The organism is Stenotrophomonas tumulicola (assembly GCF_014117215.1).
GTDB lineage: Bacteria > Pseudomonadota > Gammaproteobacteria > Xanthomonadales > Xanthomonadaceae > Stenotrophomonas > Stenotrophomonas tumulicola.
In genome coordinates this window covers 1,059,291-1,071,889 of the sequence record NZ_JACGXS010000001.1, presented here as the reverse complement: position 1 = coordinate 1,071,889, position 12,599 = coordinate 1,059,291, and the positions used below count along the sequence as shown (strand labels likewise).

Annotated in this window: 10 protein-coding genes and 1 pseudogene; 2 read left to right on the top strand and 9 right to left on the bottom strand. The window is 58.7% G+C overall.

Annotated features, from left to right (window positions below):
- Positions 1-398: 398 nt before the first annotated feature.
- Complete coding sequence (locus H4O11_RS04805; RefSeq protein ID WP_182338203.1) at positions 399-956, top strand: hypothetical protein; 558 nt, start codon at positions 399-401, stop codon at positions 954-956.
- A 370-nt stretch (positions 957-1,326) separates the two neighbouring features.
- Positions 1,327-1,926: a hypothetical protein gene (locus H4O11_RS04800; protein WP_182338202.1), complete on the top strand. Its 600-nt coding sequence runs from the start codon at positions 1,327-1,329 to the stop codon at positions 1,924-1,926.
- 848 nt (positions 1,927-2,774) lie between these two features.
- Here the strand turns inward: H4O11_RS04800 and H4O11_RS04795 are convergent.
- The 9 genes and pseudogenes from H4O11_RS04795 to H4O11_RS04755 all read right to left on the bottom strand — a co-directional run bounded on the left by H4O11_RS04795 (position 2,775) and on the right by H4O11_RS04755 (position 12,564).
- Positions 2,775-3,500, bottom strand: a complete 726-nt coding sequence (locus H4O11_RS04795) for a DUF6602 domain-containing protein (RefSeq protein WP_026070607.1) — start codon at positions 3,498-3,500, stop codon at positions 2,775-2,777.
- Between the two features lie 135 nt (positions 3,501-3,635).
- Positions 3,636-4,568 carry an AAA family ATPase gene (locus H4O11_RS04790; protein WP_017355006.1) on the bottom strand — a complete coding sequence of 311 codons (933 nt, stop codon included), beginning with the start codon at positions 4,566-4,568 and terminating at the stop codon, positions 3,636-3,638.
- On the bottom strand, positions 4,568-5,083 hold the full coding sequence (locus tag H4O11_RS04785) for an HORMA-1 domain-containing protein (RefSeq protein ID WP_026070608.1): 516 nt from the start codon (positions 5,081-5,083) through the stop codon (positions 4,568-4,570). The genes H4O11_RS04790 and H4O11_RS04785 overlap by 1 nt, the downstream gene beginning before the upstream one ends.
- Positions 5,084-5,090: 7 nt before the next feature.
- Positions 5,091-6,056: a CBASS oligonucleotide cyclase gene (locus H4O11_RS04780; RefSeq protein ID WP_026070609.1), complete on the bottom strand. Its 966-nt coding sequence runs from the start codon at positions 6,054-6,056 to the stop codon at positions 5,091-5,093.
- A gap of 215 nt (positions 6,057-6,271) precedes the next feature.
- Positions 6,272-6,480, bottom strand: a pseudogene (locus H4O11_RS04775) (integrase); the annotation flags it as partial.
- A gap of 1,717 nt (positions 6,481-8,197) precedes the next feature.
- On the bottom strand, positions 8,198-9,121 hold the full coding sequence (locus H4O11_RS04770; RefSeq protein ID WP_329761816.1) for an ATP-binding protein: 924 nt from the start codon (positions 9,119-9,121) through the stop codon (positions 8,198-8,200).
- Positions 9,122-9,201: 80 nt separating this feature from the next.
- Positions 9,202-11,052, bottom strand: coding sequence for a hypothetical protein (locus H4O11_RS04765; protein ID WP_049399271.1), 1,851 nt, complete (start codon positions 11,050-11,052; stop codon positions 9,202-9,204).
- On the bottom strand, positions 11,049-11,792 hold the full coding sequence (locus H4O11_RS04760; protein WP_017354507.1) for a hypothetical protein: 744 nt from the start codon (positions 11,790-11,792) through the stop codon (positions 11,049-11,051). Before H4O11_RS04760 ends, H4O11_RS04765 begins: the two co-directional genes overlap by 4 nt.
- Before the next feature lie 532 nt (positions 11,793-12,324).
- Positions 12,325-12,564 carry a hypothetical protein gene (locus H4O11_RS04755; RefSeq protein WP_049399270.1) on the bottom strand — a complete coding sequence of 80 codons (240 nt, stop codon included), beginning with the start codon at positions 12,562-12,564 and terminating at the stop codon, positions 12,325-12,327.
- Positions 12,565-12,599 lie beyond the last annotated feature (35 nt).

Here is a 12,599-nt window from a genome sequence, read left to right as displayed (position 1 = left end):
GGATGGATGTTCGGTAGCTGCGCAACGTATTACAGGAAGATTGCGTGAACATGGCGGGTTGCTGCGCGACGCCGGAGTGGCGATGTTATAAATTAGATTATAAATACTGTTTATGTAGTTGTTTGTACAGGGTTTTATTTATAAATTCTGTCCGGGCGTTGTGATGTGGGCAGGAATCTTCCAACCTTGCCAAAACGGTGCCTAAGGAGCGGCTATCGTCCTATGATCCGCCATCAATGCTGGCTCGCAAGATCGCCCTTCTGCCTGCTCGGATCCTTTGCTGTTGCGCAGTGCTGATGCGTCAGGGTTCAGGCCGGGCAGAGACGTGACGCTATCAGTGCACGTTCCTCTAGTATCCTCACCCGCGCGGGGCAATCCCGCCCACAGGGGGGCAAGACATGAAGAACTGGCAGATCGCCGGCATCGCGCTGGCGTGTTTCGGGTCGGCGGGATGTTTTGGGGGCCTTACCAAAGAGTCGCAGCCGACGATGACGCTCTCGGAGGCAATCTGTGAGGTACAGAATGCGCTGATCGAGACGAGTCGCGGGCAGGATGAGGCGCGTGCTGGAATGAAGCTGGGGAAAGCCACTGTGGCCCTGCAACTTGGTGTAAAGGACAACGCGGAAGTGGCGGTAGGCGGGGAGTTGGTGAAGGGCATTGTGACTTGGGGGCCGTCTGCTAAACGGGCGAAAGAGGCCACCACAGGTAATACCCTCACGATCGAATTCGTACCGGCTGCAACTGGCTCGGGCGGTAACATCTTCGAGCGGTTCTATCACCTCAATGGCGTGGGTACTCGATTGCCCGCGTCAGACCTGGAGGCGCTAAGTGAGATGTCGGCTTCAGAGGGGCATAAGGGCGCGACAGGCGAAACAACGTCCCCCATGCCAGTGCCGGCTGTTGAGCCGAAGGATTGCAGTCAGTTCGCTCTGAAGACCAAAGCCCCGGCTCGCTAGCAGGGTCTTTCTATGCTCCAGCGTCGCTGGCAAATCCAGGGTTGAGCAGGGCAGGGTCGCGAGAGTAGGGCGCCCGCGCGGGAGGTACTTTCATGACCCGAGGCATCCTCATGAATATTTCATGGTCAGACTGACTCAGGCCGGGCAAAGAGGTGATGCCCGTGGTGTCATAGCCGGCCTGAAACCATCGATCGCGCCATCATCGGCGAGTTCCACGAGGCAGTGTTCATCAAAAGCGGCGCTGGTCCGAAGATATTTGGAGGTTACAAGGTCGATGCGCTGGAAAAAGTGCTCAATGCCATCGGCGGCACATCACGGAGTGTCTATGACTACTGCCCGTCCCCAAGTTGCAAGAACTAGGCTGGCCTTGATGCTTACGGCCGTTGCGCTGGCCGGATGCGGCGACTCGACGACGATGTACCGGATCGACGGCGCGCGCGGTGACTTCTGCGTACCGCACTCCGTCGACATCACCCCGTCCAGACCCGGTCAAAGCGATGTGGTTCACGGCGGTTTTGCGCTCCGTGGCAGGTGCCGTGAGGGCGGCGATGGATGCAGCGGCGCCGACGGGCTGATCTCGTTGGCGGTCATGGACCAAAGCGATTTTGGCGGATGGCGGTTTGTGGACTTCCGGGCAGACGCATACATCGCAAAAATCGCCGTATCTCGAATAGATCAGGCCCAGCGTCTGGATGCTACGGTGCTGGCCATTCCCGACCCAAGCGAGGACGGCGCGTGGTTCATCTGGCGCCAGGGCGACTCGCCGCGCCAGGCCGTGGAAGGGGAAGACGAATTGATGGCCGCGTGCAGCTTCGCCGCGGTGCACCGGGGCTACATCTGCAACCGGAGGCTGCGAGGGCCCGACTACGCAGTGGTGTATTCCTTCATGGCTGGTGAGCGTCTGCCAACGTCATTCGCATCCCAGGACAAACGTGTACTGGACGAAATCGAGTGGCTGAGATGCGAGTAGGCGCTCGCGTCGCGCAGGCGATGTCCGATGGATCCTAATCGGGTGCTCAGCCGACCGCAGCCAGTGCTGTTCAATGCCAGCCAAGTACCGGCTTCCCTTACCTTTGCGGGCATAGCCCGCGGGTGAGGGCAAGTTGCTAGGTGGGCGCGATACTGGCCCAAGGACCGAGCCCCCATGACCGACGCCGGATATGAGCTGCGCCTGTTGCACGCGCAAAACTATGATTCTGTATCTCATTGATTAATCAATGGATCGATGCGGTGTTGCACCACAATCGCGCGCGCGCCAATGCTGTGTAGTTGGACATTGCACAACGCTAGTGCATGAATTTGGTGCGGCGCCAATGCACGGCTTCTAATTTGAGGCAAAGCCAATGGAGCGGCTGTGCCCGGCGGCGTAGTTCAAACGAGCGTAATCAATGCTGTGGGGACTGGAATGCTCTTGTCCGGCAGGCTATCGATGATTGTGGCCGAGCCGCTCTCGCAGCAGTCGAGGTGGCCATTGGAGGTTGCGAACCTCTTCCTTTAGGTCGGCCCCGCCACGTGGTCGAGGTGGGGCTCGGACTCGGACTCGGAGGAAGGGATAGTCGCGGCATCGCTAGAGATTCAGCCAGCCTCGCGCTGGCCCGCTGACGCTGATTGTGCACAAGCTAATCGCGCGACGCCCCAAGTTGAAACATCCGTGCTCCGGGCCGGAAGGCAGCGACCTCACTCGGTGCACCTCGAGCTGGGCACGAAGCGCGTGAAGCCTAGAGGCGTCTCCCTCAGGCAAGCTTCCTCGCTAAACAGCGCGGAGTACCCGGGCAGGCATGCCTCATGTCGCGCCCAACAGCTGCCATGACCAAGCCATCACTTCGTCAGCCACTGGCCGTAAGCCTCAACATCAATCATCGGTACGGTCCCACTGAACTGAAGTTGGGCGATGAGTTTGAAGAGGAACGCCGTCGCGGGCTTGTTCTCATTCACAAAGAGATAGCGATCCTTGGAATGGTCAAAGAAGAAGTGACCATGCGCAGCAACGCAGCCAAGGTCCAAGCGCCCGTCGCCGGGATTGGCGGTCAGTGCCCTTTCCAGGGAGGGCCCAAGCGCTGGACTCCAGTCACTTTCAAAGGTCAGCAGCCCGCCAAGAATTGGCATCAAGGCCTTTGGCGGATAGACCCCACCCGCGTGCGGGATTGGCAGGCTAGTGCGCTGCAACTGTCGAACGCTTGCCACCTTCTGCTGGGCGTACGCCACCAGCTCTGCATTCGCTGTCTGCTTGGCTTCGAACACCGCATAGACGCTCTCGGCAGGAACAATGATTTCACCCTCGTAGGTGAAAATAAACGGTGAATACTGCCGATCGAAAATCACCACATCAATCTGCTGGCTGAAATTTCCTTGACTATCCACCACGTGTGCCTTCGCAGCTTGATAGCGCTTTGGTAGGTAGGTATCCAGCAAGCTGATCCACACGTTCTCACTGGCATCCCCCTTGGACCCTGGGTGATTGAACGTCTTCCGGACAGTGGCAAGGCGCAGCTGAACATCCTCATGCAATGAAGAAAGCAGCTGTGAAAGTGACCATTGGGACATCTTGGGACCTCCATACACTCAGCAGCAGGCGCTTGCCTGGTCAACAATGTGAAATAGCAGCGACTGGGGTGGGGCAGCCAGCTGTGCCACACGAAACAGTGTCAGCGGCGCCCCGGCGCGTGCTGGGAAGGCATCTCAGCCATGATCCTGAAACGCCGGCGTTGGCTGCATTGGGCGAGCAATCTCAAGCGCGCGTTTGCTCTCAATCGATCGGTCTGGATAAGCATCTAGTACGATCGAGGGGATCAACCGCTGTGTGATGTCAGAGTAGGTGAAGCCGACCTCTTGTCCATCCTTCGCTCCAGTGGCCTCTACCAGCCCTTCGATCTGCACGGAGGATAGACCCAGCGGTCGCAACTGGTGTTCCAGGACGTAGCGTCGCTGAGCTGAATCAGGACGGTTGAAGGTCAAAATGTCAGCGGCGCGACGGCGTACGGCCGGATCCAGCGCGTTGAGGCGATTGGTGCACATGATCACGGCGGCGGGCACCTTCGTCTGCGCCAGACGATCGATACCCCTGATGAAGGCATTGACCCCTGCTCGATCCTCATGGTGCATCTGCGCCGATTCCCGAGACTGGGTCAGCGCATCGGCCTCATCCACCAGCAAGATGACCCCTCCGGTGCTTTTTCCGCGACCTTGCAATTTGGTCGCTTCTGCCAGCGCGTAGTCGAACGCTGTGGTGAGTAGCTGGGTCATCTCGCCAACCTGTCCCTTGCCTCGGGTGGCCAGGCTGAGCGGGAACAAGGTGATATCAATCTTCTCCTGTCGCGCCACGGCATCACCGATAGTCTCTGCCAATTCGGTTTTGCCAGAGCCGACGTCACCGGAAAGAATGACCAAAGGAGGTCGGCGCAGTACGGAATCAAGCAGCGTTGCGGCACCTGGGTGATGGCGCTTGGCCCACAATTCCAGGCCAGCTGGGTGGACTAGCAGGCCGAGAATCTTCGACAAGCGAGCCTTCTGATCGTCCACGCCAATCAGCCGATCCAATCGGGTGCGGGCGTCGATGTCCGGATAGATGCGACGTTGATCAAACAACTCGTCAAGGGTTGGCTTTGAGTGCATTAGTAGCTCCTGACACTGAGGCGGTCGAGTGCCTTGCCACCCGCAGAGTAGCTGCGGTCAGACACCAGGCTTCCGCTGATACCAGGCTCGGCTGCCCCGGTACGCTGAAATGGAAGCGACTTTTCAAATGACTCCCGCTGAGGAGCCGACAGCGTGAACCAGGCAGAGGAATACGTCAGGTAGTTGTAGAAGCTCGCCCCGGATACATCTGCGCCTGGGCGGAGCTTGCCGGGATCGTCATCGATTCCGGACATGCCTGCAAGATCTTTTGCGGTGTAGCGCAGTGTGGGCTCGATCCAGTTATCACCCCGCTTGAAACCGTAGGTGACTGTGTCCAGATAGCCGGCCTTCAACAATTCAACCACTTCGGTCTCATAAGCGGCGATTCTGTCATCGCTGGGCGCCCCATAGAAGCGCTGCATACGCTTGAGGTCGGCGGCCAATTTCGCTGCCATGTGGCGGGCATGAGTGATCGTAAAGGTGCTGGTGCTTGATTGTGTGTAGCTGCCAGTCATAGGGCCCTCACGCTTGGAAGGAAGAGCCGAAGACCTTTTGCCAGTAGCGCACGGTCTCCTGCTTGGTCGGTGCAGCCAGTGCCGCATCAATCGCGTCGCCGGCATCCAATGCCGCCTCGACAATGGCATCGACCTGCGCGTGACCGTACAATTTGGCCACGTTGTTCTTCTCGTTCACCGGATCAATGATCTGCATAGGCTCGGAGAAGGCGGCGATAATGGCGGTAGGGTAGTAATCCTGGAATGCGATTTGTTCGCGAAGGCCGCTCTGCGCCACGTAGGTGAAGAAGTGCTGGAGCGCTTCGGGGTAGTTGGAGAAATCACGCCCCTCATCGCACAGCTTTGCCAGGATCATCTCGATCATGAAGGACTTGAAACGAAAGCCGGGAACTTCCGTCTTCATGCGCCTTGCCCAGAACTTGACCAAGCGCACCACCTGCACAAAATCCGAAGGCTGCAATTGTTTACGCCGCTTGGCAAACTCTAGGTGCCGGGGAATGCTGGTTCTCAAGAACGAGCCATCATCCTGACTGACTAGGTTGCCATACCAGTCAGGATCGCCGTCATAGAGGATCGGCACCACGTCCACATCCAGCCCAGAACCTTGGAACGAGACTGTTACGGAGTAAGTCTGGGGCTTGACTTGTTCGGGCTTGAAATTTGGATAAGCCTTTCGAAGCCGCTCTGCCAAGTACTCCAGCAGCCTCCCAATGTCCTTGGGGGCGTCTGCCCCACTGATGTAACAGGCCACGTCAATGTCGTTGAGCGACCGCAATGCGGTGCCTTTTGCCAGACTTCCCGAAAGGATCATCTTTCGAAGGGTGAAATCCGGGTGCTGCCCTAGGTAGGTCTCCAGACGCTCTCTCAGTCCACGCGCCTGCGCGCGTAGCTCATTGGCTTTATCGCGTGGCAGATTGACCCGATCGTCGGCAAAATTGACAAGCTCCCTATGGCCTACGTGCTGCGTTCCCATGCATCGATCTCCAAGCCGGGCGCGTGCCGACCGGCGGATAGGTGAGGTGGTACTGCGACTTCCCCGCTGCCAACTTGCCGGCTCGTTGTCGCAGGAACTGCGACTCTTCCCCGATCACGGGCCGGAAAGCTGATAGCTCCCGATCAACATTGGGATGGCTTTCACAGTTTCAAGGGCGTGGGTGGGTGCCGGGACGCGGCGCGCCTGGGACGGGCTCAATCCGCGTCGAGCAGCCGTGCGGCCGGGTTGTGCTGGGCGCCGCCCTGCTGGAAGTAGCCAGCCGCGCTGGCCACCGAGCGGTGATCGGTATTCGCCATCAGGGCGGGCAGCGCCAAGCCTTGGTGCGCCCCTTCGGTGATGAAGCCCGAGCGCAGGTTGTGTCCGCCGAAGTCCCCTCCAGGCCGGCGAGTGCGGCGCGGTGCTGGATGACCACGGCGGTGGTGTGGGGCGCCTATCGCCAAGTCAACCCGGGTGCCCGCACGCGGCAGGACAGCGCGTCATCGGTGATCCTAGCGGTGGGCAGTATCCGCAACTGACTGGCGCACAACGGCAGATGGTGCGCGAGGAGTACATGCGGGGCACCTAAGGTCTTCGGTTTGGGGTGGAAGTCCCGCTGGTCCAGTACGTCATTCAGGCCTATCGCGCGGCGCCGAACCCTCAGCGTCATCTTGCTCCTGACTATCTACTGATGGTAGACCAGCCAGAGTCTCTGCCCGATGGCGCCATCTGGCATTGACTGGTGCATCAGCATCACGGATTGAAGGCGCCTGGCCCTGGCGTGGATTCGATTGCTGTTGTTGGCAAATGCTACGAATAAATGGGTGCCGCCCATTTCCAGGTGCAAACAGGCGGCTTCTCTATCTCGGCAGCTGAGTTGTGCGTCAGAAGTTTAGGGTGGGGCGATCGATGCCTTTGCTTAGGGTTGCGTTATCCGAACGCCACGCGCAATTCGTGTGGATGGCTCGTATCCAAAAGCGCAATGGGACTGGGCGATCTATAACGCTCCGGAAGCGCGCTCAAGTTGCCCTCATGCTCCGAGAGGAGGATGCCGTCCGCGTAGCCCTGGGCGAGCACCGCTAGTCTCACTCGTAGTCCCAATCCCGAGTTGCTCACCCGCTGCGGGCTGGAATGGCTGAATTTGCCCAGGAGCTCATCTACGAAGTTCAAATAGTTGGGGTGAATCACTCGATAGCGCCCGCCTGGCCTGGTCGCGGCGTAGCTGCTCCATCCATCCGGAGCCGGTTGATCCCGAGCTCCGGCGACTCGCTCGCCTTGAGGGCTAAAGGCCTGATCTGATCGACCTCGTCGGGAACCTCTGGCTGCATTCTGGTCAATGTAACGGAGGATTGGGCCTGAGTCGTCCTCAGAGCCCGTATGGTTTGCACGTAGTGCTGTATCTGCGCCTGCTGGTGGTGATTGTTGATCTGGGTGTGTCGTGAGCCTGTACCTTTTAGCGTTGCAGACCCTCCTGGCCTGGCGTAGCGCCAGGCCAGGAGGAAGGTCCACAAGGCTGGAAATCCTGCTGGGATCAACGTGTACCCCTGGAGTTACGATCAGCCGACTTGTACGCCTTTGCTCCGCACACCAGTTGAGGTAGGCCTGTAGATACGCCGTGGCATTGGGGTGGGGGTGTCTCTGCAAGGCGGAAGCCGACTCATTCATAAGGTCAAAGCCGCACGCACAGGTGAGCAACTTCGTGGGCGTGCCAGCGACTGTCACCGGAAATCCATTGCATCGTGGGCAACTCTGGCGCAGGCGAACGCCATGCCAGGGACACGTGGAAATCCAGGGCAGCTGATGCAGTGTGGTGTGATACCCGAGTCTGATGCAAGGAAGGCAGTACCTCAACCTGAGATGGGAGGGCAGTCTCGGGTCGTCCGTCATGAACGGATACCACGCCGCCAAGTCCCACTCGGGCGGAGTCTCGATCCCAAGGGTTGTAGAGAGTGCCTCTTGTTGTACTTGCGAGGTCGTCAGGCTCAAGAGCAGGTTGATGTTTCTGTTTGGCTTGATTCCGAGGAGTTGTGAGTACTCCGTGACCCGCCTGGCCTGGTTCAGTCGCGATAGCCTCGCGACGCAGCCAAAAGCCGATTGGTATGGAACAAGTCGGAGGTTGCCGCCGACCAGCTGAGCGCCGCTCCTCATTTGCCTACGGCCCTATTTCTTGAGCTTTCGAAGCCGGCGTATGCGCTGCGCAGGAGAGCTTCATCAATGTGCTGGGTAGTAAGCCCTTCGAAATCGTTGCGCCCAGCAGCGATCTTGGTGAGTAGGTGGTAGACAAACTGGTTGAAGGAGGCCATGAGCCAATCCTTGGGAACGGGATAGTTGCCTTGATTGGCAAGGTTCTCAATTCGTTCGCGTATCGCTTCGGTCTCCTTCTCAAGGCGCCAGCCAACGCTGTAAGCATAGGGTGCGAATGCTTCGGTGTAGGTCTTTCCTCCCTCGTCCGGCCACCTCATAACTTGGTCAAGCTGGCGAAATGCCAAGGCGACATCACATGCGTCCTGCACGTCAGCGTCCTCCGTCGGGATGTCCCAGAGAAGCCCGGTAAAAGGATGGCTGTCGACAAAGAATCGGCCATACAGATGTGGCGGCGCCAGCTGACTAAGATCGTCTGCGCCTCCAATCACGCTGTTGCTCTGGTGGATGAAGAGAAAGAACGGTTGCACTGATGATCCGAGGAAGTGGTTCTGAAGCTTTGCAAGGTGGGCGTAGTCCTTGAGCGTGAGCTGCTCAGCCGTATCGATCGCAATCACGACCACGTCGGCCGATGCTCTAGCGGCTTCCTGCTCAATTGCCCGGATGATCCTGAGGAGGAGATCCTGTGGGCTGGCTACGGTTGTTGCCCTCATGCCCAGTCCAAGGATGACCTCGCGGAAGAAGTTGCCTTCGCTAGGGGTAGTCGGTTTTCCGACGACCATCCGGAGGAATCCAATAGGAAATGGTCGCCAAGAAGTGGTGGTTTCAAGTATTCGCGTGGCAGTTGACTTCCCACACCGGCCATCGCCAATGATCCTCAGGCTCGGCCGCCCATACTCCAGGCACGTGGCGAATCCAGATGCCATTCGCAGTAAGGGGAGAGTCTGGATATTGGGGCGATGTCGCGCGTGCATTGGGTGGTTCTCAAGGCTCGCCGGGGCCTTCATCAGCGGAGCCTCGTGTTGAACGTGGCCCTGCGGATTCCCATCAGTGGAGAGCCTTGCCCCTGACTGTTGGTCGTGGAAGGTGGCTTGGGCACATCGCCAGCTGCCATGAGCGAGGCGCTGTCCCTGACGCCAGCGGCCGCCGATCGGACGGCTGCGTGATAGGCCTCAATGTTGTCGGCTAAACAGTAGTTACCGGGCTCCCGTGACGCGTCGCTCTTCGCCCAGCGTGCCGCGCGCTTCCTGATCGACAGCGTGTGGGCCACGCTCGCATATGGGGCGAGAGCGTGAAGTGTGAGTACACGCTTACCGCCTCTCCAGAGGGTCAGCTTGCGAATGTCTCGCCAGTCTTCGTAGGTTGCGTCAAATGACTGCCCAATCAGGTGCCACTGTCCAGACAGTGTTGGTGACCTGTACCTAGCGTGGTCGAGATAGACGAGGGGAGGTACACCACTCCTTCTGGAGCCTCTGATGGTCACCTTCATCCGCCTAACGGTCATGTTTCTCACGTCATCTTCGGTGCCAGGTGCATGCCACACCCACTCCCCAGATGCCAGATGCTCATCAATGATTCGCTTGGGCGACCTGGGTTCGCGAGTGGACCGGCTCGTCACATTGTGCGAGGTAACATAGGTGTCAATGAGGTCTTTCAAGACCTCCAGGAGAATGGGGTGGTCTTTCCCGTCAAGCTTTGTAGTGACTTGACGCTCATTCACTTGCGTTGCGGGAGCAAAGCCGCCGGCGATGTGGCGCAGCAGGCCATTCTCAATCTTCTTGAATAGAGCCTCGATGTAGGGGCGACCTTCGCCCATCCCGGATCGTCCAAAGTGCAGGATTCCCTTGTGATGATCAATGAGATTTCGGACTGTCATCTTGGCGTGATGGGATGAGTCGTTGTCCATTGCGATCATTGCGCTTCTCATCACTACCTCATCCACTAGGTAGATCGACGGCATCCATGCACTAGTCGAGTAGCTCAAGTTCGACGTGCTCAGATCCCTTGGTTGCCAGGGGCTCATGATCTTCGCGAACAGGCTGACTACATCGTGTTGCTCGTACTTCCGGCCAAGCACCATTTCCCAACCAAGGATGGCGCCACTCCCGACATCAACAACTGCCAGTAGCCAGATCCGACTAATCTTCTCTAGCCGGAATGAGCCGTCCGCCATCGGCATGGCCAGCCATGCGTCGATGTCGACGGAATGCTCGTCGTACTCAACTCGATCAAATGGCCGAATGCTGAGTAGGTTCTCGATTCGGGTGGAAGTAGGCTCATCCGCAGCCAAGAGCATCTCATTTTCGCTCTTTGTGCCTCGGATGCGCTTTATGAGGGAGGTCAGTGCTCGTCTTCCCTTGTCACGGATGTTGAGCGGATACATGGCCTGAAAGCCCTTCCCAGTCAGCACCTTCACGAACTGGGAATGCAGCCTGTCGAACGCGGGGCTCCTTTTGGACTGTGTTGGCAAGGCGCCCTTGAATCTTGCGACTGCATCGCCGAGTTCGGGGATCGCTTGCAGGACAGCATCTATGGCGAACGGATGTGAACTATCGGGGACGACCGAGTTGTTGCGATCTGACACGCTGAATCGCGCATAGGGAATGCAGGCTCGGTATCCGACTCGATGACCGCTCTCGTCGAAGAGCAGTGCGGTCCGGATCATTCGAGAGAGGGTATTTCGCGGCACGCCCCATCGAAGGGCTGCGTCGACCAAGGTTGCCCCATCAAGGACGCTGGTGAGTGCTGACAGGCGGGCTTGAAATTCCGACTGTTGATCAGCTGGAAGTACGATCCCATTTGGCCTTGGAGTTGCCCGGATCGACTCGAGGTCGACGGCATTGAACTTGGAACTCATGGGTCGGCCCTCCAGATCCTTGATCGCCCCGTCATTCGAGGAAATGCATCGGTCGCCAGAAATCCGACGTGAAGCAACTCAGCCACGACCCCCTGAATGTGAGTTCGAGGGTGGTGCCTGAGCTCATGGATGAGTTCATCTGCACTGATGCTGCCGCTTCGCTCGATGGTCGCGGCGATTTCCTGTCGCAACGCCAGGCTGCTCCCCAGATCCTTGGCTGACTGGCAGAACCCGAGCAGTTGGTAGCAGAGCTCATTCCTGCCGCCGGGCGCCTTGAGTTCGTCCTCCGTGATTAGCCACAAAGAGATGCCTGCATCCTTGGCTGCTGAACGAAGCCGGTCCAGCTCGCGAGGACGACGCTTGCCATCCACGCCGGGTACTGTCTGCGAATTCGGAATGACGTTTGCATAGATCTCCTGGCCTCCGCGCCTCTGAAACCAGAAATGGAGTTCCATGCTGTCAAGTCCTACCGGGATGGACCGAGGCCTCTCGGTCACGGCCGCCACTGATGGATCAAACTCCAATTGCAGTCGAAGCGCGAGTTGCAGGGGGCCGTGTACGGTAACCGTCCGGTTCTCTTTCGGGCTAAAGAAGGTGAAGATGTCCCCCCTCTTGATCTGGCCAGCGGTTAGTTCACGGGGGGCCAGCGGTCGATCCTTCCCATTGTGGAGCGGGTCGGAGGCGCGTGCAGACGCTACGCCTTGGAACGGGCTCACGGGATTGGTCGCGTGGTTGCTCATGCTGCCTCCTTGTGGATGACTGCAGTTCGCATGGTCGAGGAGTGGCGCTGCGCAATCGCGATTGAGGGATGACTCAATGCATGGTCAGCTGAGTGTTGGATCTTCATCGATCGACTTCCCGGTTGGCCTCGGAGAATGAGGCTCGGTACTGGCGGCAATGGCCAGCAGGGTCATTGGGGATTTCGGGCATGGGGTGCCGTGCCGATTGCCATACGATGGCAGTCGGAGCGCGCAGATGCCCGCTCAAGCAGCTTTGCCGCTTGACACGAAGTCGGAATTGCGGGAGCCTACATACGTTATCGTAGAGCTTCACCCCCTCTCGCTCCGGCGAGAGGCTATCGCCCCCGTTGCTGCGGGGGCGATTTCATTTCCGGGGTCGGAGATTTGATGAACTGGGGGGCTAAATGCCTCCTTTGAAGCTGGAGTTTTGGCGTCAAGCCGTTCAGGGGCGCACTGTGCGCCTAGGTGAGTTTCAGCAGATCAGAAGTGGTGCGGGCCTTTTGGCTTCGGCCTCAGCTCGCGTGCTCAGGAATTACAGCGAGTTCAGCCACTCAGCGACATCTCGCGTTTTGGCGAACAACCCCCGCCGACCTGGCAGCGGAAAGGTGCGAACCGGCAAAAGTTCACGCTGGACGGCTCGGCCGAAGGTGCGGCCGTTTGGAAAGCCAAGGTTCCGCTGGAGGTCGCTGCCGCCCATGAGCTCCCCATGCCGCTCTAGCAGCTCGCGACTGAGTTCGGTGGAGACTGCTGCTTCTGGATTCTGGATAGGCATGACGCAACTCCTAGCTACCGTTGGACCCCATCATG